We start from the raw sequence: 22561 nt of genomic DNA on the forward strand, positions 1-22561 counted from the left end.
CAGCCCCAGCCGCATAGGTTCGTCGCTCAGACGGAGAACCGTGCCGCGGCCATCCCCTGGACCAAGGCAAGAGCGACCCATCGCCGGCAGGTCTCCTGGCTCACGGGTCGTCGCTCGAATACGCGGCCTTCCCAGCGTGCGCGACAGGCGCAGCGTCCAGTGGCTGCATCCCCCTTGCGGAAGGATGCGTGGCATTCTCGCTCACCGCTTACAGTTGCAGGGACAGCCGCGGAGTAGGGGACGAACCCCGCACCGCATTCCCATTCAAGCCTCTCGCGAGGCACCGACGCGATCAACGAGGTCCGGCTCAGCCGGTCCTCGCCCGTCGCTTAGCGCAAGCCCGCCGGATTGCCAATTCGCGATCGCGGGCAAAGCGGGAGGCGCGTGATGCTTCACGGCGTCGAGGATGTCGCGATCCGCGTCTGCATGGCGGAGATCAGATCGGCGCGGTTCTTTCGCGCGATCGCGGACAGAACGCGGTCGCGGCCTGCCTGCTTGGCGCGCAGCAAGGCGGCGTCGGCGGTCTGGACGATCGACGCCCAGTCGGTATGCAGCGGCGCACAGGCCAGCCCGATCGATGTCGTGATCCGCCCCAGGTCCTTGCCGTCGTAGCGCACGCGGAGCGCGCCGATGCGCTCTCTGATCTCGTCCGCCCGCACCGCGGCGATGTCCGGCCTCGTGTCGGGCAGCAGCATCAGAAACTCCTCGCCGCCAAATCGGAAGACCAGATCGTCGCGGACGATGTCCTTCAGCAACGTGCCCACCGCGCGCAGCACCGCGTCGCCGGCATCGTGACCATGTTCGTCGTTGAACCGCTTGAAATGATCGATGTCGATCATCGCGCAGCACAGCGACGTTCCGGTGCGCTCGGCCTTGCTCACCTCGCGCGCGAGGACTTCGTCGAGTTGGCGGCGGTTGGGCAGGGTGGTGAGTGCGTCGGCCATCGCGAGCGACCGCAGCGCCTCGCGGAGACGCAGATTGTCCAGCGCCAGGCCGATATTCTCGGCGAGCATCTGAAGATAGACGTCGCTCAGGCCGTCATCGGCGAAACCCGCGCGGCGTTCGAAGTAGAGCAGGCCCAACAGGCCGTGCTGCCCGGTCAGCGGCAGGCACAGGCTGTTCGGGACCACTTCGCCGACCAGATGATCGCACGGCACGTCGAACACCGCGCCCGCCGGACGATGGGGGGCACCCCGCCGCACGCCCCAGCAGGACAAGGGCGAAAACTCGTTGGACGAATGCACCGGGTCCAGCCACGAACATGCTTCGAGCAGCGCGTTGCGAACCGGATCGAGCAGATACAGCCGCCCGGCCAGTTGCGGCGCGAGTTCGGGCACGAAACGACCGACGACGGCTTGAAGCTCGACGACGGTGTCGCAGCCCTGCATCCGCTGCGTCATCCGCGACAGCAGGTCGCGCGCCGCCCGATCGGCATCGCGCTCGTGTTCGAGCCGCTGTCGTTCGATGCCGTTTTCCCGGAAGACGCGCAGCGCCTGCGCCATGTCGCCGATTTCGTCGATCCGCTCATAGAGCGGCGGCTCGGCGTCGTAATCCTGCGCGGCGAGCCGGCCGATCACATCGCTCAGCTTGACCACCGGGTGCAGCACGCGGCGCCTAAACACGAAATACAGGACGAAGAGAAAGAGTAGCCCAGTGATCGCGAGCATCGCTTCCGACGCTGACCGCCAAATCCGCGCGGTGCGTTCGGCAGCGCGCAAGTCGTCGCCGGTGCGCTGGTCGAGGCGGTATTGGAAGCGTTCGACGGCGGCGCGCGAGCGGTCGAGTTCGCGTTCGTATTCGGGCGCGAACAGGATCCGGACGGCGGTGTTTCGATCGTTCCTTCGCCGCGCCACAATCGCTTGCGCCTGTTGCGCCTGCAGCGCGTCGACCCAGCCCAGCGCGTCGTGCAGGCTGCGGAGTTCGTCGCTTGCCGCGCCGGCATCGCGGATATGGCGCGTGCGCGTCTCGACCGGCGCGAGGTCGGCCTGCGCGCGTCGATAGGCGAGCAGGTCCGCGACGTCGCCGTTGATCGCGAACTGTCGGGCCAGTTCGCTCAGCGCCAGCGCATCGTCCTCGATCGTCGCCGTCGCGCGGTCGAGCGCATAGCGCTGATCCACCGCGGCGCGCTCGCGCTGCTGCGCCGACGACGCGAGCAGCATCGTCGTACCGGAGGCAAGCGTCAGCGCGACGGTGACGCCGTAAGCCCAGTTCGTTATCGCAACCAACCGCATGCGATGAATTTACAACGACATACCTAGCGGTTCGTTAATAGCCGGCGACGATCGCCTGCCATTACGAGTTGAATTCCGCCCCAAAACGCGCTCAAGAAACATGACATTTATGTTAGATTGATAGTGACTCGCAAAAGCGTCTCCGCTAGTCGCCCCCGTAACAAAGGGGTTCAGTATGAGTTTGATGAGCATTTTGCTGGCTGGCGCGACGCTGGTTGGAGAGCCTGCACATGCGACGATCGCGACACCGGTGCGATCGGACGTCGCCGACGACCGCAGGGGTGAGGGGGAGCAGAAGTCGGACGAGATCCTCGTGGTCGGCAAGAGCTATGGCCGGGAGGTCGGCAAGACCGTCACGCCGCTCAAGGATACGCCCAATACCGTCACGGTCATCGAGCGCGACCAGATCGAGGCGCAGAACCTGTTCACGCTCGAAGACGCGCTGACCGCGACCAACGGGATCACCGTCAACGGCGTCGGCAGCGAGGACCCGTCGTTCCTGTCGCGCGGCTTCGTCATCAACAACTACCTGATCGACGGCGTGCCGACGTTTTCGCTGAACTTTCCCGCGGTCGTCCCCGACCTGTTCTTTTACGACCGGCTCGAGGTGTTGCGCGGCCCCGCCGGACTGTTCAGCGGATCGGGCAATCCGGCCGGCAGCATCAATTTGGTGCGCAAGCGTCCGCTCGATGCGCTGCGGATGCAGGCGAGCGCGGGGTATGGCAGTTACGACAACGCCCGGTTCGAACTCGACGTCTCGACGCCGGTCGGTTCGAAGGCCGGCATTCGCGTCGGCGCGATGCTGCAGGATCAGGACCAGTTCTTCGACACTGCGCACCGCAACCGGCTTGGCGCATTCGCGGTCGGATCGATCGAGATCGGCGAGCGTACGACGCTGACGGTCGGCGGCAACTACGATCGGTTCCGCCCGGCGGTCCAGTCGGGCCTGCCCGGTATCGCGGGCGGCGCCGACGGCAGCGACGGAGCCTTGCTCGACATCGACCGGTCGACCTATCTCGGCGCGGACTGGAACCGGTTCGAGAGCAAGAGCTGGACGGGGTTCGCCGAACTCACGCACAAGGTCAGCGACCGCTGGACCTTGCGCGCGACCGGACTGTTCACCGATGTCGATCGCGTCGACATCTACAGCTATATCGGCAACCAGCCGGTCACCGCGACCAACGGTAGCACCAACCACATCGCCTATCGCGGCGACAGCAAGCAGCGGACGCGGTCGTTCGATTTCAACGGGATCGGCAGCTTCCCGCTGTTCGGGCGCGACCAGACGCTGATCCTCGGTGGCGATTATCAGGCGAGTTCGGGAACGTCGTTCGCGACCCGGCTATCGAACTATGCGCGGATCGACGTCTATAACCCGGTATCCCCGCTCGAACCGCCGCTCGATCCCTACGGTCCGCTACCTTATTATCCTGTTCAGGGTACTGGGGCGACCTGTCCCACGAGCGGTACCGCGATCACGCCCGCGCCCGCCAATTGCGTGCTTCAGGTCTATGGCGGCTCGGCAACCGACGTCGAACAATATGGTCTGTACGGGCAGATGCGGCTGAGCCCGGTCGCGGGGCTGACGCTGGTCGGGGGCGGGCGTCTGACCTGGTGGGATACCACCGTGACGACTCTCCTTACGCCCAATGGTGCGCTGCCCGCGGCCTCGCGCTACGGTTTCGACAATCGGTTCACGCCCTATGCCGGTATCGTCTGGGACCTGACGCCCGCGCTCAACATCTATGGGAGCTACGCGGACAGCTTCACGCCGCAGGCGGCGCCGGTCGGTCGGTCGCGGCCCGATGGACGGCAGATCGAACCGTTGACCGGCAAGCAGTTCGAGGCGGGGACCAAGCTGTCGCTGATGCACGACCGGCTGTTGCTGTCGGCGGCGGCGTATCAGATCACGCAGTCGAACCGGCTGTACAACGATCCCGACCTGCCGACGAGCGTGCTCCAGATCGGCAAGGTGCGCGCGCGGGGGATCGAGACCGAGGTCAGCGGCGAGATCGTGCCGGGCTGGCGGATCAATGGTGGCTACAGCTACACGCGGACCAAGTATCTCGAGGACGCCAACCCGCTGTTCGAGGGGATCAGCCTGGTGCCGATCGTCCCGAAGCACATGGCGAAGATGTTCACCAACTATGCGCCGGTCGCCGGGCCGCTTGCCGGCCTGAGCCTTGGCGGTGGTCTCACCTGGTTCGGCAGCACGTTCGGCGGCACGGGGGCGGTGTTCAATACCGACGGCACCGTCCGCACCCGGTCGAGCATCGTCCGTCAGGGTAGCTATGCAGTGCTCGACCTGCGCGCGGGCTATGCGCTGACCCCGCGGCTCGGCGTTTCGGTGAACGTCAACAACGTGCTCGATCGGGATTACTATGCGCGGATCAGCTCGACCGGGCGTGGCAATTATTACGGTAGTCCGCGCACCGCGTTCGCGACGCTGCGGTACACCTTCCAGTGACCGCAGGCGACCTCCACGCCCGCGCCCGCTGGGCCCGACGCGGCGATATCGGCCTGCGGGTCGTCGCCGCCGTACCGCTCGGCTATGCGACGGCGAGCCTGTGGGCGATGGCGCTCGCGCGCATCCTGCCGGGCGAGCGGACCGAGGCGACCGTCACCGCGACGCTGATCGCGCTCGCGCTGTGCGCCATGGCGGCGATGTGGGCCTTTGCGGCACGAAGCGGCTGGCGCGCGCTATGGACATTGGGGGTCGCTGCCGGGATCGCGGCGGCGATCGCGTGGGTCTCGATCGATGCGACGGGCCGGCTGTGAGCAAGGGCTTTCGCCAGTCGCAGGCTTTCCTGCATACTTGGTCGGGGATGCTGCTCGGGTGGATCCTGTTCCTCGTCTTCGTCGCGGGCTCGCTGGCGTTCTGGCGCGAGGGGCTGAACCGATGGACACGCCCCGAACTCGCGCGGATCGAACAGCCGATGCGCGTGCTGGCGGGCTCGCAGGCGTTCCTCGCGAAGACCGCGCCCGATGCGAAAAGCTGGTTCATCCCGATCGTGACCGACCGGATGCCCGGCGCGCAACTTTTCTGGGTGCCGCAGCCCAAGCCCGGCGAGCCAGCGGGACGGCGCCGTGGTCGCGGCCGGCGCGATACCCAGGCGCTGATCGGTGCCGATGGGCAGGCCGCGCACGCCCGCGACACGCACGGCGGCGAGTTCTTCTACCGCTTCCATTTCGACCTTCACTACATGCCGGTGATCTGGGCGCGGTGGATCGTCGGATTCGCGACGATGATGATGCTCGTCGCGATCCTGAGCGGGATCGTCACGCACAAGAAGATCTTCAAGGACTTCTTCACGCTGCGCCGCGCCAAGGGCCAGCGATCATGGCTCGACGGGCATAACGCGACCGCGGTGCTGGCGCTGCCGTTCCACCTGCTGATCACCTATACCGGGCTCGTCACGCTGATGGCGCTGCTGATGCCCTGGGCGGTCGTCGCCAACTATACCGACGAACGCGTGGTCGCGGCGGCGTTGTTTCCCAGCGCGGCGGCGGTCGAGCGGACCGGGCGGCCTGCGCCGCTGATCGACCTGCGATGGGTTGCCGCCGATGCCGAACGCCGCCTCGGTGCGCCTGCCAGTTTTATCGAGGTCAGCGAGCCGGGCGATGCCGCGGCGCGCGTGACGGTGAGCCAGAGTTTCGGCTCAATGCTGTCGTCGCGGACGCCACGCCTCGCCTATGACGGCGTGTCGGGTCGGCTGGTCTGGCGTTCGCCGATGCCCGGTGCGGCGGCCGAGACCGCTGGCGTGATGATCGGGCTGCATGCCGGACGGTTCGCCGGCTATGGTGGGCGCTGGCTGTATTTCCTGTGCGGGGTCGCAGGCACGCTGATGGTGGCGAGCGGTCTGGTGCTGTGGACCGTGAAGCGGCGCGAGCGATTGCCCGATCCGACGCGGCCGCATTTCGGCTTCCGGTCGGTCGAGCGTCTCAACGTCGCGGTGATCGGCGGCTTTCCGCTTGGCGTCGCGGCGTTCTTCTGGGCCAACCGCGTGCTGCCGGTCGCTCTCGGTGGCCGCGCCGAGTGGGAGGTGAATACGCTCTTCATCGTCTGGGCGATGTCTGCGGTCCTGGCGTTCGTCGCGAAACCCCGCTTTGTCTGGTCGCTGCTGTTCGCCGGGACGGGCGTGTTGCTGGTGGTGCTCCCGTTCTACGACATCGTCACGACCGATCGCGGCATCGTCGCCATGCTGGCACGCGGCGACCTCGTCATCGCAGGGATCGACGCGACGATGGGCGTATTCGGGATCTCGTTCCTCGCAGTCGCGCACCGCGTCGCGCGCCATCGCCCGAGTGTAAAGCGGGTCCGCAAACCCCGTAGCGCCGAGGCGCGCGTGCTGGAGCCTGCCGAATGACCGTCCTGCCGTTGATCCTGTCGATCGCCGCGTTCCTGTCGCTCGGCCTGTCGACTGATGCGCATCATCGCCGTCGTTTCGGGGCCACTCTGACAGCAGGACGGCGCAGCGCGCTGCGATCGGTCGGATGGACTGGCCTAGGCGCTGCGTTCGTGCCGGCGATACTGGCGCGAGGATGGGTTTTCGGGCCGATCCTGTGGGTTGCGGCGATCATGGCGGGTGCCGGGATCGCCTTTCTAGCCCTCAACCTCGTCCCGGATCCACGGAGCCGAGCCTGAGCCTTCAGTCGCGTCCGGCGCCGGGAACGATCCGGCGCAGTTCGCGGTGGCCGTCGATCCATTCATGCTTGAACGCACCCGCGATGTGCAGGCCGACCAGCGCGTAGAGGACATAGGCCAGCCACGCATGCGCGGCGCCGAACACCGCATGCAGCGTCTCGCGCGTTGCAGGATCGATCGACCCGAACGCGATCCGCGGCCACTGGACCAGGCCGTAGAGATACATCGGATGAGTCGCGGCATCCTTCCAGGCCGAATCCATGATCCAGCCCGATAACGGCATCGCGAAGATGATCGCGTAGAGCAGCCAGTGCGTGACGTGCGATACCGTCACCTCCCAGCGCTGGTAGCGGGTCGGCAGCGCCGGCGGACGGTGCGTCGCCCGCCACAGCAGCCGCATGATCGCCAGCCCCAGCACGGTGATGCCGATCGACTTGTGCAGGTCGATCACGGGGCGGACATGATCGTCGGTGAGATACGGCCAGACCCAGGCAAGCCCGACATTGACGACGATTCCGAGGGCGACCAGCCAATGAAGCGCGATCGCGACCCCGGTGTATTTCCTGACCATCCGCCTCAGCCTCGCTCGTTGTTGCCGGCCCTTCGTCTGCGCGGGCGATTTCCGCAATAGCCCATTCATCCCTGACGCGGTACGCGCGCCGCGATGTTATCGATGACCACCATATTCACCGCGCAATCGCCGCGCCTGTCGCCGCGACCGATCCCGATCGTCAGCCGCCTGATCGGCTTTGCGGTGCCGCTCGTCTTCCTGGCGCTCGTGCTCCAGGCGTTCCTGCGCCAGGGGCTTGCGGTGTGGTCGGTCGGCATCGCCTATATCCTCTACGATACCGCGCTGCTGGTGTTCACCGCGTGGCAGATCCGCGATCTCGCTCATGCGCCGCCACCCGAGCCGAACGGTCGGCCAGCGCCGGGTTTCGGCGTGATCGTTGCGGCGCACAACGAGGCGAGCGTCATTCGCCTGACGATCGACCGGCTGCTGGCGCAGGCGCATCCGCCCGAGACGATCATGATCGCCGACGACGGATCGACCGATGCCACCCCCGCGGTGATGCGGGAGCTCTACGCGCTGGCGCTGCCGGCGCTGGGCGACGTCGCGACGGTCGATCTCGGCGGCACGCGACTCGCATGGCTACGTCTGCCGCATGGCGGCAAGGCCCGCGCGCTCAACGATGCGCTGCTGCGGATCGACACCGCGATCGTCCTGACCGTCGATGCCGATACGCTGCTCGAACCGGGCGCGATCGCGGCGATGCGCGCCGCCTTCGCTGCGGAACCCGAGCTGGTGGCGGCGACCGGCGTGCTCGCGCCGATCTGCGGACCAAGCCTCAGCGGGCGGCTGTTCGAGTGGTTCCAGTCGTACGAATATGTCCGCAATTTCCTGTCGCGCGACGCGTGGATGCGGCTGAACGGCCTGTTGCTGATCTCGGGCGCGTTCGCGGCGTTCCGGCGCGATGCGGTGATCGCGGTCGGCGGCTTCGATCCCGACTGCATGGTCGAAGATTACGAACTGATCCACCGGCTCCATCGCCATGCCCACGACACCGGGCTCGACTGGCGGGTGCGCGTGGTCGGCGGCGCACTGGCGCGCACCGATGCCCCGGCGAGCATCCCAGCGTTCCTGAAACAGCGCCAGCGCTGGTTCGGCGGGTTCCTCCAGACGCAGCACTGGAACCGCGACATGGTCGGCAACCGCGCCTATGGCCGGCTCGGCACGCGGATGTTGCCGGTCAAGGCGCTCGACACGGTGCAACCGATCTACGGGCTGGCCGCGTTCGCGATCCTGATCGGACTGGTGATCACCGGACGGTTCACGCTCGCCCTGCCGATCCTAATCGTGATGATCGTCAAGATCGTGATCGACCTCAGCTTCCACCTCTGGTCGCTCGGCATCTACAAGCGCTGGACCGGTCAGCGCGAAGGACTCGGGCTTGGCCCGGCGATCATCGCCGCGATCGCCGAGCCGTTCACCTTCCAGCTGCTCCGTCATGTCGGTGCGATCTATGGCTGGGTGGCGTTCCTACGTGGCGGACAAAGCTGGGGACGACAGACGCGCACCGCGCTCGAACATCGGGCGTCGTAGACTTTCGATCGAATGATTCCATCTTCGCCCACCAGGATACGGGGGATTTTGTTCACCGCTATTGTCCTGCAGACGTCCCGGCTGTCATGAAGCGTCGGTAGGGTTGGGGAGCGTTCGTTGGATCACAAGGATATCGGCGTGACCGAGGCGTCGCTGACGCCGAACCGGCGGACCGTGATGCTCGGCGCGCTCGCGCTCGCCGCGCTGCCGCGGCGGGCCGGAGCCGCCGACGTTGCGCACATTCAGCGCCTGTCGCCAGCGTTCGACCGGATGGTTGTGCCGGACGCTCGTATCTCGGTCGTCGCGAGCGGGATACGCTGGGCGGAAGGCCCGCTATGGGTCGATGACGGCCGGTATCTCCTGTTCACCGATCCACCGGCGAACATCATTCGTCGATGGCAGACAGGCTGCGTCGTGACACCGTTCCTGTCGCCGTCCGGGACGGCCGGGACCGATCCGAAACTGGTGCGCGAACCAGGGGCCAACGGACTGGCGCTCGACCATCAGGGAAGACTGCTGATCGCGAACAGCGGCGGGCGGTCGATCGACCGGTTCGATCTCGTCACGCGGCGGCGCGAGGTGTTGGTCGACCGGTACAGGGGCAAGCGGTTCAACAGCCCGAACGACCTGCACGTCGCGTGCGACGGCACGATCTATTTCACCGATCCACCCTACGGGCTGACGGACGGCGATGCGTCCCCGCTGAAGGAGATGCCCGTCAACGGCGTCTATCGCTGGACGCCGGGCGGGGCGGTCGACCTGATCGACGGCACGTTGACGCGGCCGAACGGCGTCGCGCTGTCAGCCGACGAGACGCGGCTCTATGTTTCGGTCTCGGACGATGTTGCGCCGCGGATCATGGTCTACGATCTCGACAAGACGGGGCTGCCGCGGCGGTCGCGCGTATTGCTCGATGCCAAGCCGATGCGCGTCGGCGGCGCACCGGGGCTGCCCGACGGCATGAAGGTCGCGCATGACGGCACCTTGGTCTGTTCGGTGCCGGGCGGGATGATGTTCCTGTCGCCCGACGCAGAGCCGCTCGGGCTGATATCCAACGGCGGGCCGATCGCGAACTGCGCGTTCGGCGAGCGCGGCCGTGCGCTGTTCCTGACCGCGAACGACCGCGTGCTCCGCGTGCCGTTGCGCGCAGGCTGGCAGGATCGCGGCCGGCCGGCCTGAGGTCAGCGCCGCTGCGGCAGCTTCATCCCGAGCAGCACCAGTCGGTCGCCGGTGATCCCGAACCAGTGCGGCACGCCGGCTGGAATGAGCATGACGTCGCCGGGCCCCAGCGTACGCGTCTTGCCGCCGACGATCCGCGCACCTTCGGTCAGATCGGGTTTGACGACCACGGCGTCGGCGAGCGTCCCCCCCGAGATCAGCGTACCGGCGCCGGCCACGACGATCGCGTATTCCGCCTGATCGGGGTGCACGGCAGGGCGGCCCGGCTTTTTCCAATATTCGAGCGCGGCGTTGGTCTCACCGTCGCGGACCAGCGGTTGCCAGGCAAATCCCTGTCCCGGCTTCATCGCAGCGCCCATCGCCGCGACCTTCGCCTTCACGTCGGCGTCCGATGCGAAACTCGTCGGATCGACCGTCTGCGCCCCCGCCGACGAGGCCGCGATCAGCGCGGCGACTACGAACGGCAGCTTCATGCGCGACCTTTCCGCGCGCCGTCGAGCCGGATCGTCCGGCCTTCACGGGCCGACCGATAGATCGCCTCGACGATCCGCATGTCGCGCAAGCCTTCCTCGCCCGAGACGATCGGTTCGCGCCCGGTGCGGATGCTCTGGACGAGATGGTCGAGTTGCCCCGCGAACTGCGTCTTGCCGGGGCCGGGCGGTGGCATGACCTCGCGTTCGCGGCCATCCTTGCCCTGCCACATATGGTTGCCCTCGTAGCGGGTCGCGGGTTCGAGTTCGATGCGGCCGGCGTCGCCCATCAGCAGGATATGGTTCTGGTTGGCGCTGTACATCGACTGGCAACCGGCCATCGCCCCCGACGGGAACTCCAGCGTCCAGTCGATGATGTCCTCGACCTCGGTAAAGCGCGGGTCGCGGCGATCGGTCGATTCGCGCGCGGTCACCGCGATCGGTTCCTCGCCGGTCATGTAGCGCGCCGCCTGCAGGCTGTAGATGCCCATGTCCATCAACGAGCCGCCGCCCGACAAGGCGCGCTTCAGCCGCCATTTCGACGGATCACGCTGGACGAAACCGTGTTCCGAGCGCACGTAGCGGATCTTGCCCGCCGCACCCGCGCGCGCCAGCCGCATCGCTTCGAGATTGGTCGGCTCGAAATGGCAACGATAGCCGATCATCAGCTTGCGGTTCGCGGTCTTGCACGCCGCGATCATCGCCTCGCACTCGGCGACCGATATCGCCATCGGCTTCTCGCACATGACGTGCTTGCCCGCCTTCGCCGCCCGGATCGTGTATTCCGCGTGCAGGGAATTTGGCAGGCAGACATAGACGATGTCGACGTCCGGATTATTCCGGATCGTATCGAAGGTGTCGTAGGAATAGATCGACCGCGCCGGCAGTCCGTGATCGGCGGCGACTCGTTTGGCCTTGGCGGGATCGCCGCTGACCACCGCGGCGAGCCGACTGTGCGCGCAGTTCGCGAATTGCGGGATGATGACGTCGAGACCGTAGGAGCCCAGTCCGACGATCGCATAGCCGAGCGGCCGATCGCCCGGTCCCGCGCCGAACGCGCGAGAGGTGAGCGTCAGCGCCGCCGCCGAAATCATCAGGTCGCGTCGTGCAATATCCATGTCGATCATCCCCGTCCTGCGGACCGGTCTGGAGCCGAAAACGACCCGGCGCAAGGTCGGTCCGAACAGGAATGGTTTCACCAGCGGGCAGCCAGCCGGTATTTCCCGCCGACGAACGGACCACATCGATATCTGATCAAAATTTCGCCGACGGTCGATTCCCATCGCGAAACAAGCACCTAGCGTGCGCAGGTGGGATACGGTGCGAAGCCGGCGCCTCCGCCGGCTATGGCGCGGCGAGACGTACCGTGCCGACTCGTGCATTACGCACCCCGCATCTGACGCGAACTCCGCCTAATCTTCTCGGGCAGCAGGCCGCTGCGCGTAAAGAAGGAAGTCGCGATGACTGTCGAATACTCACCCGTCATGTCCTCAAGCCGGAGCCAAGGCCATCATCACAGGCCGATCGAGCTGCCGGCGTCGCTCTTGACCCGGCAACCGTTCGCCTTCGCGGATCTGGAGGTCGCGTTCGATCCCGAACTCGATACCTTGTGGACGTACATGCGGCAAAAGGTCCGTCCGAGCTTCAATCCGGGGCTGCTGGCCGAGTTCGGCCAGTGGCAGAACGATATCGCCGAGGCATGCTCATCGGAGATGATGCCGATCCGCTATCTCGTGCTCGGCTCGCGCTTTCCCGGCGTATTCTCGCTCGGCGGCGATCTCGATCTCTTCGCGGAGCATATTCGTCGTGGCGATCGGCAGGCACTGGTCCGCTATGGCCGCGCCTGCGTCCGAATCCTGCACCGCAACATGCTCAGCCTCGACCATTCGATCATCACGATCGGGCTGGTAGAAGGCGACGCGCTCGGTGGCGGTTTCGAGGCGTTGCTGTCGTTCAACGTCGTCATCGCCGAGCGGGGCACGAACTTCGGGCTGCCGGAAACCAATTTCGGGCTGTTCCCCGGTATGGGCGCGCATTGCTTCCTGTCGCGGCGGCTGGGGTCCGCGCGGGCCGAGCAGATGATCCTGAGCGGGCGGACCTACAGCGCCGAGGAACTGTACGATCTCGGCATCGTCCATGCGCTGGCCGATCCGGGCAAGGGGCGCGCCGAGGTCGAGCACTATATCCGCCAGAACCGCCGTCGCCACAGCGGCCATTGCGCGATCTACGAGGCCTCGCGCTCGGTCAATCCGCTGGCGCTCTCCGAGCTCGAGGCGGTCGTCGATCTCTGGGCCGACGCGGCGCTGCGGCTGAGCGAGTTCGATCTCAAACTGATGCGGCGTCTGGTCGGCGCGCAGACCCGGTTGCTGACCAAGGCGGCGATCTAGGACCTCGGGGATCTCAGGAGCGCGCCTGCGCTTTCTGGGCATTGCCGGCAAGCATGGTCGCGACCATGCTTGCCGGCATCGGCCGGGCCAGCAGATATCCCTGCACCGCATCGCACCGCGTCCGGCGGAGCTGGTTGAGTTGCGCCTGCGTCTCGACGCCCTCGGCAACCGTCCGCATGCCCAGTTTCGCGGCAAGATCGATCACGGTCTGGACGATCGCTACCGAGGCCGGGCTTTGTTCGAGATCGGTGATGAACGAACGATCGATCTTGAGCGTCTGGAACGGGAATTTCGTGAGATAGCTGAGCGACGAATAGCCGGTACCGAAATCGTCGAGCGTGGTCCGCACGTGCAGGCGGTTGATCGCATCGAGCGCGGCCAGCGACGCTTCGATATCCTCGAGCAGCACCGACTCGGTCACTTCGAGCTCGAGCCGCTCCGCTGCGAAGCCGGTGGACGCGAGCGCATTCATGATCACGGTAGTGAGATCGGCCGACCGAAGCTGGATCGGCGACAGGTTGACCGCGATCTTCACCGCTTGCGGCCACGCGCTGGCGATCCGGCACGCCTCGCGGATCACCCAGCCGCCGATCGACACGATCAGCCCGGTATCCTCGGCGATCGGGATGAATTCCGCCGGCGAGATCGCACCATGCTGCCGGTTGGTCCAGCGCAGCAAGGCCTCGCAGGACAGCACGTGTTCGCCGGCGAGATCGAAGATCGGCTGGAACACCAGATGAAACTCGCCGCGTTCCAGCGCGCCCTGCATCTCGGCGGCGAGGTCCCGCGTGCGCGAGATCTTCTCGTCCATCAGCGGTTCGTAGAAGCACATCTGTCCACGACCGCTGTCCTTGGCGCGATACAGTGCCAGGTCGGCGTTCTTCAGCAGGGTGTCGGCATCGCTCCCGTCCGCGGGCGCGATCGCGATACCGATCGATGCGTTCACCTGGAGCAGGCGGCCTTCGTGGAGAACCGGCTTCTCGACGAGCGCCAGGATGGTCTGGCCGATCGTCATCGCGTCCGCTTCGGTCTTCACCGTGCACACGACGGCGAATTCGTCGCCGCCCAGTCGCGCGACGACGCCGTCCTCGCCGAACGCCTGATCGAGCCGCCGCGCGATCTCCGCGAGCAGCGCATTGCCCGCCAGATGGCCGAACGAATCGTTGATCTCCTTGAAGCGATCGAGATCGAGCCAGTTGATCGCGAGTTGATGCTCCTCGACCGACAACCGCTGCAACCGCGCTTCGAACTGCTCGCGGAACGCGGTGCGATTGGCGACCCCGGTCAGGTCGTCGCGGCGCGCGATCGCGGCATGATGTTCGGCGAGCGCCGCCTTCTCGCGCGACGCGACGGTCGCCTTCAGGATGACGCCGTAGGTTTGCAGCGTGATATCCATCATCGCGACGACGAACAGCAGGATCACGATGGCCAGGACGATCTTGAGCGGCTCGAGCGATACGAGCAGACCGATCGCGAGCGGCACCGACGCGAAGCTGAGCTGCGACAGCGCGATCCACGGCCGCCCGGCATTGCGTCCCGCGATCCCCGCCGCGTAGCCGATCGTCGTCGTCACCGCGAGCAACTGCAGCACGCCGTCGTTGGTGTTGACCAGCGTGAGCAGTCCGAACGTGCCGAGCAGCGACGAATAGCCGATCGCGCCGGATCGATAGAGCCTCTCCTGGCGTCGGCCCCACGGGCCCAGCGCGGCCTTCTTGGATGGCTGGCGCTTCGCACTGCGTCGGCTCAGGCGCAGCGCATCGACGATCCGCGAGCCGGCAACCGCGGCGATCGCTATCGCGCACCCCGTCATCCAGGCGTTGCCGCTGACCAGCGCGACGATCATCGTGATCGCACTGCTGGTCACCGCGCCGATCACCAGCGATTGCGGCGATGCGTAGAGCGACTCGACCAGGGTCTCCTGCACGTAGGCCGCGATCGTCTGATCGGAATGGCGCAACTGCCTGAGGCGGGTAATCAGACCGATCATGACGGCCTACATGGGAGAAGAAGGTGTAAAAGAAACGAACAAACACGCGCTGAGCGACTGAAAAAGATATTTTTTATTCGCATGCCGCGCGCAAGAGTTACGGGGCCGTATTGCCGGCATCGTTCGATCTGTCGTGGCATTCCGCGCGCGATCCCCGTACGCGCAGGTCATGAACGTCAAGACCGCTGACCCGTCGATGCAACCACGCGAGTTCGTTGCCTTTATTGCCGCGCTGATGGCCGTGAACGCGCTCGGCGTGGACCTGATGCTGCCCGCGCTGGCGGATATCGGGCATCAGTTGAGCATCGCGACGGCCAACCACCGGCAGTGGATCATCACAGCGTACATGCTGGGGTTCGGGACCGGGCAGCTCGTCTACGGCCCGCTGGCGGATCGCTATGGACGTCGCCCGATCCTGCTCGTCACGCTGGCCGGGTTCGTGCTGGCAAGCATCTTCGCGGCCGGATCCCAGACCTTCGCGGCGCTGCTCGGCGCGCGCGTGCTGCAGGGGCTGATGTCGGCGTCGACCCGCGTGCTGGCGGTTGCGATCGTCCGTGATCGCTATGCCGGGCGACAGATGGCGCGGACGCTGTCGGTGGCGCAGATGATCTTCTTCCTTGTGCCAATCATGGCGCCGAGCCTTGGCCAGATGCTGCTGGCGTTCGGCCCGTGGCGCTTCATCTTCTATGCGCTCGCCGGTTTCGCCACGCTGGTCCTGGCATGGTCGTTCACGCGGTTGCGCGAATCGCTGCCGGTCGCGAACCGCACGCCGCTGTCGCTGGCGGCGCTGCGCAACGGCTACACGCTGACGCTGACGAACCGGTTTTCCGCCGGATACGCGGTCGCGGCATCGATGACGTTCGGCGGCATCATCGCGTTCGTCTCGTCCGCGCAACAGATCTTCGTCGACCAGTTTCACGCCGGCGCGCGGTTCACCATCCTGTTCGCGATCTGCGCGTTCTCGATGGGCTGCGCGTCGTTCGCCAACAGCCGCCTGGTCGAGCGGCTGGGCACGCGGCTGATTTCGCAGAGCGCGGTAATCGGTCTGATCGTGCTCTCCGTCTGCCATATCGCATTGATCGCATCGGGCCTCGAAACCCTGCCGAGCTACATGGTGTTCCAGGCGTTGAGCATGACCTGCATCGGTCTGTGCGGGGCGAACTTCGGGTCGATGGCGATGGAGCCGGTCGGCGCGATCGCCGGCACCGCCTCCTCGATCCAGGGCTTCATCACCAGCGTCGGCGCGGTCATCGTCGGATCGCTGATCGGACAATCTTATGACGGCACGACCTATCCGCTGGCGATCGGCTATCTGGCGATAGGCGTCGCGGTGCTCGCGGTGGTGTACGTCGTCGAGGGCGGCAAGCTGTTCCACGCGCATCACAGCGCGTAAGGAACGAGACGCTGCCGCCCGGCGGGTCAGAGGCTCTTCGGCGCGCCCTTGACGACCTGGCCGCGGTGCATGACGAAATCGACATGCTCGAGGCGCGTGACGTCCTGTAGCGGCGAACCCGTCACGGCGATGATGTCCGCGGTCTTGCCAGGCGCGAGCGTACCGATGTCGTCGCGCCCGAGCAGATCCGCCGCGCTCACCGTCGCCGCGACGATCGCCTGCGTCGGGGTGAGGCCGTTGCGCACCAGCAGGGCGAACTCGGTCGCGTTGTCGCCGTGCTTCGAGACGCCGGTGTCGGTCCCGAATGCGACCTTCACCCCGGCGGCATAGGCGCGACGGTGATTGGCCGCCATCGCGGCCGCGGCGGCCTCGGCCTTGACGATCGTCGCGGGGGGCAGGGCGCCACCGCGCGCCTGCGCGAGCGCGGCAACGGGTGCGATCTCGGTCGGGACGAGATAGGCGCCCTTGGTCTTGAACAGCCGGATCGTCTCGTCGTCGAGGAACGTGCCATGCTCGATCGAGTCGACCCCGGCTTCCAGCGCCGCCTTCGTCCCCTCCGCCGCGTGACTGTGCGCCGCGACCTTGCGGCCCAGACCATGCGCGGTCTCGATGATCGCGCGCATCTCGTCGGGGGTCATCGCCCGGCCGAGCCCGCCGCTGACATTCGACAGCACGCCGCCGGTGGCGGCGAACTTGATGACGCGTGCCCCCAACGCAACCTGCGCGCGGACCGCACGTCGGCATTCGTGGGGACCGTCGCACAGGTTGATTTCCTTGGCGTGCACCGCTTCGGCAAAATCTTCGGCTAGCCCGTTGCTGCCGTCGCCATGCCCGCCGGTCACCGATATCATCTCGCCGGCATTGGTGATCGTCGGCCCATCGACGGTACCGGCATTGATCGCATCGCGCAGCGCGCGGATGCCGCGGGGATCGCCGCCGAGATCGCGCACCGAGGTGAACCCCGCGTTCAACGTGGTCCGCGCGTTCGCGACCGCGGTCATCTCGTCGTCGAACCGATCGCGGGTCATCGCCTCGAGCCGCGCGCGCATCGGGTCGCCGCCGATCCCCCAGAGATGGACGTGCATGTCGACCAGACCCGGCAGCACGAACGCATTGCGCAGGTCGATCAGCGTCGCGCCTTGTTCCGGCGCCACGAACCCGTCGCGCAATTCGGCGACCTTGCCGTCACGGACGATGACGGTGGTATTGCCGCGCGGCGGCTGGCCGGGTCGATCGAGCAGCGCGCCCGCCTGGATATACGTCGTCTTCGACGGTGAAGCCTGGGTCCCGGACGGTGAATTCTGGGCCAGCGCCGGCGCGGATACGGTGGCTGCGAGCGCGATCACACATGCTTTGAACATCGAATTCCCCCCGAGCGGGGCATGCTCGTTCAAGTGCTCGGCTTCGGCAAGTCCTTGCAACCAGTATTTTGCCGCGCATCGAATACGCGCTGATCTTGATCAAATCGGGTTGGCGGCAGGATTGCCAACCGACCGGGGGCGGCTATGGTTCGTCAACCCTAACGCGCTAGCATCGTTGGGAGATACTCGATTTAGGATGCCATATTGCCAACCGATCCGCAGACCACCGCGATCGTATCGACCGGTATAGCCGGGCTCGACGACATTCTGGGCGGTGGCCTGACCCCCCAGCGCATGTACCTGGTCCAGGGTACGCCGGGAACCGGCAAGACGACCTTGGGGCTCGACTTCCTGCTGACCGGGGCCAAGGTCGGCCAGACCGGGCTCTACATCACGCTGGCCGAAACCGAGGTCGAACTGCGCGCCGTCGCGGCGACGCATGGCTGGTCGCTGGATCAGCTCGAGCTGTTCGAAATGGTGCCCGCAGATGGCCTGGGCGAGGATCAGGAGCAGACCTTGCTCCACCCTAGCGAAGTCGAGCTTGGCGAGACGATTCGCGACATCATGACCAAGGTCGATGCGTTCAAGCCTGCGCGGGTCGTCATCGACAGCCTGTCCGAACTGCGGTTGCTCGCGCAGAGCCCGGTCCGGTATCGGCGGCAGATCCTGGCGTTGAAGCATCTGTTCTCGACGCGGCAGGTCACCGTCCTGATCCTCGACGACAAGGGTGCATCGGGCAGCGATCTCCAGCTCCACAGCATCGCGCACGGCGTCATCTCGCTCGAGCAGACGCTGTCCGGGTTCGGATCGCAACGTCGTCGCCTTCACATCGTGAAGATGCGCGGCGTCCGCTACCGTGGCGGCTATCATGATTTCGAGATCGAGCGCGGCGGCCTTCGCGTCTACCCGCGGCTGATCGCGGCCGAACATGGCCGGACCTACAATGATGCGTCGGTGTCGACTGGGTCGGAAGCGCTGGATACGCTGCTCGGCGGCGGCCTCGTTCCCGGCACGGCGACGTTGCTCACCGGTCCGGCCGGCGTCGGCAAGACGACGACGTCGGTCCAGTGCATGGTCGCGGCACTCCAGCGCGGCGACCACGCGGCGTATTTCCTGTTCGACGAGCGCCTGCCGACGCTGATGAAGCGCAGCGCCGCGCTCAACCTCGACATCCAGCCGTTCATCGATTCCGGCCAGCTGAAGATCCGCGCGATCGACCCGGCCGAGATGTCGCCGGGCGAGTTCGCGGATTCGGTCCGCGCCGCGGTCGAGGAGGATGGCGCGCGCGTGGTCGTGATCGACAGCCTGAACGCGTATCTGCAATCGATGCCCAACGAACAGTTCCTGACGCTGCAGATGCACGAGATGCTGACGTATCTGGGGCAGGAGGGGGTCGTCAGCCTGCTGATCCTCGGCCTGCACGGCATGATGGGCGACGTCCGGCAGGACGTCGACTTGAGCTATCTGTCCGATTCCGTCGTCCAGCTCCGCTATTTCGAGGCGCAGGGCGAGGTCCGTCAGGCCATCTCGGTCATCAAAACGCGCACGGCACGGCACGAACGGACGATCCGGGAGTTTCAGATAGGGAGCAACGGTTTGCAGGTCGGCGAGCCGTTGCGCGAGTTCCAGGGCGTCCTGACCGGCGTTCCGACCTTTTCGGGCGAAGGCAAGACGTTGATGGCCAGCAAGATGGGTTCTTTGGAAGAGCATGGCTGACGTGGAAGACCGTGTTCTGATTCTGGCGCCGCGCGGTAGAGATGCCACGATTGCCGCGGACCTGCTCGGCCGTAACACGATCCAATCCTATGTCTGCGCGGACCGGGCGGAGTTGCTGGCGGAAATTCGACGGGGCGCGGGTGCGGTCATGCTGACGGAAGAGGCGCTGGCGGGGCATGACTCGTCGGGTCTGTCGGAATGGGTCGCGACGCAGCCGACCTGGTCGGATATCCCGTTCGTGGTGCTGGCCAACGGCGCGCCTGCGCCGCGAACGACCGCCGCGAGCGATCGCCTGGCAAATCTCGGCAATGTCGTCCTGCTGCAACGGCCTTTGCATGCCGAGGCGATGCTGGGCGCGATCCGATCGTCGCTGAAGGCGCGGCGACGCCAATATGAGGTGCGCGATGCGGCTATGACGCTCGAGCGCGCGGTGGTCGATCGCACCGCAGAGCTGGAAGCGGCGCGGGAAAGTCTCACAATCGCGCTCGACGCCGCCGGCATGGGCAGTTGGGATATCGACTTCACCACCGGCACCGCGCGGCGGACGGCGCGGCACGACGAGATATTCGGCTATCCGACGCGGCGTCCGACGTGGAACATCGATGATTTTCTCGGCTTTGTCGACGTTTCCCAGCGAGGCCGTATCCGGGCGGACTTCGACGCCGCGCTGGACTCCGGCATGCTGGATATCGAGTGCTCGATCACCGCGGCGGACGGCTCGCAGAAGTGGATCGCTGCCAAGGGGCGCGTCACCTACGGCCCCGACGACAAGCCGTTGCGGATGACCGGCGTCGTCTCGGACGTGACCGACAAGAAGGAGGCCGACGCGCAACTCGCGCAGGCGCACAAGATGGATGCGATCGGCCAGCTGACCGGCGGCGTCGCGCATGATTTCAACAATCTGCTGACCCCGATCGTCGGCAGTCTGGATCTCGTCCGCCGTCGGCACAAGGACGACGAGAAGACGCAGCGCATGGTCGCGGGCGCGCTGCAGGCCGCCGAACGCGCGGCGACGCTGACGCAGAGACTGCTCGCGTTCGCGCGAAAGCAGGCGCTGCAGCCCAAGGCGGTTGATATCGGTGCGCTGATCGATGGCATCGTCGATCTCGTCCGGCGTTCGCTCGGGCCGACGATCACCGTGGTTCTCGAAGTGCCGCGCCATCTGTCGTCGGCGCGGGTCGATCCGAACCAGCTCGAGCTCGCGCTGCTCAACCTCGCGATCAACGCGCGTGATGCGATGCCGGGTGGCGGTCGGCTGATCCTGACCGTCGCGGAGATCGTCGTCGACGACCGGAACGCCGTCGGTCTCGACGCCGGCCGTTATATCCGGCTCACCGCGCAGGATACCGGCACCGGCATGGATCGCGCGACGCTCGCGCGCGCGACCGAACCCTTCTTCTCGACCAAGGGCGTCGGCAAGGGAACGGGCTTGGGCCTGTCGATGGTGCACGGTCTGGCCGCGCAATCGGGCGGCATCCTGCACCTCAGGAGCGAGCCCGGCGTCGGGACTGCGGTCGAGCTCTGGCTACCGGCGACCGACGAAGTCGCGAGCGATGCGGCCGATAGTCAGGGCGAGCCGGCACCGGCGCGGCATGCCGCCAAGATCGTGCTGGTCGACGACGAGGAACTGGTCCGATCCGCGACAGCGGAGATGCTGCGCGATCTGGGGTATGTCGTGACCGAGTTCGGGTCGGCGAGCCAGGCGCTGTCGGCGATCCGTTCGGGGATCGATGTCGACATGCTCGTCAGCGATTATCTGATGCCCGGGATGACCGGCGGCCAGCTGATCACCGAAATGCGCGCCAACGGCATCCGGCTGCCGACGCTGCTGGTTACCGGGTATGCGGCGGCGGGCGACGATGTCCCGACCGATGTCATGCGACTGGGGAAGCCGTTCCGACAGGTCGATCTGGCCGACCGCGTCAACCAGTTGCTTCGCGTCCCACCAGCCAAGGGACGCCGGCTGCGCGTCGTCGAATAGGCGGTATTCGTCGAGGTCGGTCGGCCGCAAGGCAGGCGTCAGACGGCCAGGCCGTTCGTCGTGACGTGATCGGCGATCGCTCCCGCCGTCGTCCACCAGATCCGCGGGTCCGCCACCTCCCGTAGCCGGGTCAGCACGCGATCGAGATCGCCAGCCGGCGGCCTTGGGGCCACGAATAGTCGGGCCGTCCGACGATCGGGCGGTACGCGTATCGCCCGTGATGCGGCAGGTCTTTCATCGGTTCGGACATGCGTACGCCTTCGTATGAGCCATCGAATTGCCTTGGCGCTATCCCAAGGCGGCCGGCTTGAGCTGACCGGAGTCGAGATGCCACCGCAACTGGTCGGCCGTCGCGCCGTCGACGTCGTTGACGCGTCGAACGACGTACGTGCCGCGGAAACGCTGGCGTGAGCCGTCGTCCAGCGTCGACTCGACCGTGACGGGGACCGGCTGATAGATCGATCCCGCCCCGCCGTCGCCAGGTTGGAGCGCGCCGATGACCACCTTGGTCGTGCGGGTATGCGCGAAACCCGCCGCGAACGCCGCGAACGTCTGTCCCGGACGGCCGTCGCTACCCCATTGCCGCCACGCGGTGTCGAAATCCCGCGCGTTGACAGCGGCATAGTACCGCCGAACCACCGCTGCCGCTGCCTCCGCGCTCTTAGGCGCAGGCCCGCATCCCGGCATCGGCGCGCCTTTGCCGTCGAACAGCGCACAACTGCGCGCGATCTCGTCGTCGATCATCGCGCAGCTGTTGGCGGCATTGCAGGGCGGGTGGGTCGCCGGCGAGACGTCGCGACAGATCGCTACGCGCCGCGCCGCGGCGGTGGCACCGATATCGGCGAAGCACGATGTCTTCGTCAGGGCCTTTGCCGGAGATGTCTCGGGCGAGATCGAATTGCCCATCGCCGCAGGGGAGGGCGTCGACTGCCGCGCTGCGACGGCGTCGCCACCCGATTGATTCCGCGCTGCGTCAGGCGTGTTCTGCGGCCGATCGTCGGATCGATCGGAGGATGCCCCGCACGCCGCCAGCGCGAACAGCGGAACAGATATCCACGTCGTCAAACTTGGCATGGTCGGACTTGTCCTCTCCTTCGCGGCGGCTTTTGC

Annotated in this window: 17 protein-coding genes and 1 riboswitch; of the genes, 10 read left to right on the forward strand and 7 right to left on the reverse strand. The window is 66.5% G+C overall.

Translation table 11 applies throughout. The features are described from left to right. Positions 1–67: 67 nt before the first annotated feature. Positions 68–303, reverse strand: a riboswitch (cobalamin riboswitch). An 89-nt stretch (positions 304–392) separates the two neighbouring features. Further along, complete coding sequence (locus C8J44_RS01395) at positions 393–2231, reverse strand: sensor domain-containing diguanylate cyclase (protein ID WP_121903072.1); 1839 nt, start codon at positions 2229–2231, stop codon at positions 393–395. Between the two features lie 175 nt (positions 2232–2406). Between C8J44_RS01395 and C8J44_RS01400 the strand changes: the two genes are divergently transcribed. The 4 genes from C8J44_RS01400 to C8J44_RS01415 are packed head-to-tail and all read left to right on the forward strand — an operon-like array spanning position 2407 to position 6876. Beyond that, positions 2407–4698 (forward strand): TonB-dependent siderophore receptor, encoded by a 2292-nt coding sequence (locus tag C8J44_RS01400; protein ID WP_121903073.1) that lies wholly within the window; start codon positions 2407–2409, stop codon positions 4696–4698. Further along, complete coding sequence (locus C8J44_RS01405) at positions 4695–5009, forward strand: hypothetical protein (RefSeq protein WP_121903074.1); 315 nt, start codon at positions 4695–4697, stop codon at positions 5007–5009. Before C8J44_RS01400 ends, C8J44_RS01405 begins: the two co-directional genes overlap by 4 nt. Then, entirely contained in the window at positions 5006–6598 is a 1593-nt protein-coding gene (locus C8J44_RS01410; RefSeq protein WP_121903075.1) for a PepSY domain-containing protein, read from the forward strand. Before C8J44_RS01405 ends, C8J44_RS01410 begins: the two co-directional genes overlap by 4 nt. Next, positions 6595–6876: a DUF3325 domain-containing protein gene (locus tag C8J44_RS01415; protein ID WP_121903076.1), complete on the forward strand. Its 282-nt coding sequence runs from the start codon at positions 6595–6597 to the stop codon at positions 6874–6876. The genes C8J44_RS01410 and C8J44_RS01415 overlap by 4 nt, the downstream gene beginning before the upstream one ends. A gap of 4 nt (positions 6877–6880) precedes the next feature. Here the strand turns inward: C8J44_RS01415 and C8J44_RS01420 are convergent, their stop codons facing one another. Further along, entirely contained in the window at positions 6881–7447 is a 567-nt protein-coding gene (locus C8J44_RS01420) for a cytochrome b (protein WP_121903077.1), read from the reverse strand. A 102-nt stretch (positions 7448–7549) separates the two neighbouring features. Here C8J44_RS01420 and C8J44_RS01425 point away from each other — a divergent pair, with 102 nt between their 5' ends. Beyond that, positions 7550–8977: a glycosyltransferase gene (locus tag C8J44_RS01425; protein ID WP_259466656.1), complete on the forward strand. Its 1428-nt coding sequence runs from the start codon at positions 7550–7552 to the stop codon at positions 8975–8977. A gap of 117 nt (positions 8978–9094) precedes the next feature. Further along, a complete protein-coding gene (locus tag C8J44_RS01430; RefSeq protein ID WP_259466657.1) occupies positions 9095–10156 on the forward strand; it encodes an SMP-30/gluconolactonase/LRE family protein in 1062 nt (353 codons plus the stop codon). A gap of 2 nt (positions 10157–10158) precedes the next feature. Here the strand turns inward: C8J44_RS01430 and C8J44_RS01435 are convergent, their stop codons facing one another. Beyond that, positions 10159–10629: a cupin domain-containing protein gene (locus tag C8J44_RS01435; RefSeq protein WP_121903079.1), complete on the reverse strand. Its 471-nt coding sequence runs from the start codon at positions 10627–10629 to the stop codon at positions 10159–10161. Further along, the gene (locus C8J44_RS01440; RefSeq protein WP_121903767.1) at positions 10626–11744 is read right to left on the reverse strand and encodes a Gfo/Idh/MocA family protein; all 1119 of its coding nucleotides are present in this window, start codon (positions 11742–11744) and stop codon (positions 10626–10628) included. Before C8J44_RS01440 ends, C8J44_RS01435 begins: the two co-directional genes overlap by 4 nt. 342 nt (positions 11745–12086) lie before the next feature. Between C8J44_RS01440 and C8J44_RS01445 the strand changes: the two genes are divergently transcribed. Further along, positions 12087–13013: a crotonase/enoyl-CoA hydratase family protein gene (locus C8J44_RS01445; RefSeq protein ID WP_259466658.1), complete on the forward strand. Its 927-nt coding sequence runs from the start codon at positions 12087–12089 to the stop codon at positions 13011–13013. 13 nt (positions 13014–13026) lie between these two features. Here the strand turns inward: C8J44_RS01445 and C8J44_RS01450 are convergent, their stop codons facing one another. Next, positions 13027–15000, reverse strand: a complete 1974-nt coding sequence (locus C8J44_RS01450; RefSeq protein WP_121903081.1) for a bifunctional diguanylate cyclase/phosphodiesterase — start codon at positions 14998–15000, stop codon at positions 13027–13029. A gap of 196 nt (positions 15001–15196) precedes the next feature. Here C8J44_RS01450 and C8J44_RS01455 point away from each other — a divergent pair, with 196 nt between their 5' ends. Further along, the gene (locus C8J44_RS01455) at positions 15197–16393 is read left to right on the forward strand and encodes a multidrug effflux MFS transporter (RefSeq protein ID WP_121903768.1); all 1197 of its coding nucleotides are present in this window, start codon (positions 15197–15199) and stop codon (positions 16391–16393) included. 26 nt (positions 16394–16419) lie between these two features. On the opposite strand, the gene C8J44_RS01460 is transcribed toward C8J44_RS01455, so the two are convergent. Next, on the reverse strand, positions 16420–17754 hold the full coding sequence (locus C8J44_RS01460; protein ID WP_121903769.1) for an amidohydrolase family protein: 1335 nt from the start codon (positions 17752–17754) through the stop codon (positions 16420–16422). Positions 17755–17958: 204 nt separating this feature from the next. Between C8J44_RS01460 and C8J44_RS01465 the strand changes: the two genes are divergently transcribed. Continuing rightward, positions 17959–19470, forward strand: a complete 1512-nt coding sequence (locus tag C8J44_RS01465; protein ID WP_259466659.1) for an ATPase domain-containing protein — start codon at positions 17959–17961, stop codon at positions 19468–19470. Next, the gene (locus C8J44_RS01470) at positions 19463–21451 is read left to right on the forward strand and encodes a PAS domain-containing hybrid sensor histidine kinase/response regulator (RefSeq protein WP_121903083.1); all 1989 of its coding nucleotides are present in this window, start codon (positions 19463–19465) and stop codon (positions 21449–21451) included. The genes C8J44_RS01465 and C8J44_RS01470 overlap by 8 nt, the downstream gene beginning before the upstream one ends. Positions 21452–21739: 288 nt before the next feature. Here the strand turns inward: C8J44_RS01470 and C8J44_RS01480 are convergent, their stop codons facing one another. Beyond that, complete coding sequence (locus C8J44_RS01480) at positions 21740–22525, reverse strand: hypothetical protein (RefSeq protein ID WP_121903770.1); 786 nt, start codon at positions 22523–22525, stop codon at positions 21740–21742. Between the last annotated feature and the right edge of the window lie 36 nt (positions 22526–22561).

The sequence above is a fragment of the Sphingomonas sp. PP-CE-3A-406 genome (genome assembly GCF_003688625.1).
In the GTDB taxonomy this organism is placed as follows: Bacteria; Pseudomonadota; Alphaproteobacteria; order Sphingomonadales; family Sphingomonadaceae; genus Sphingomonas.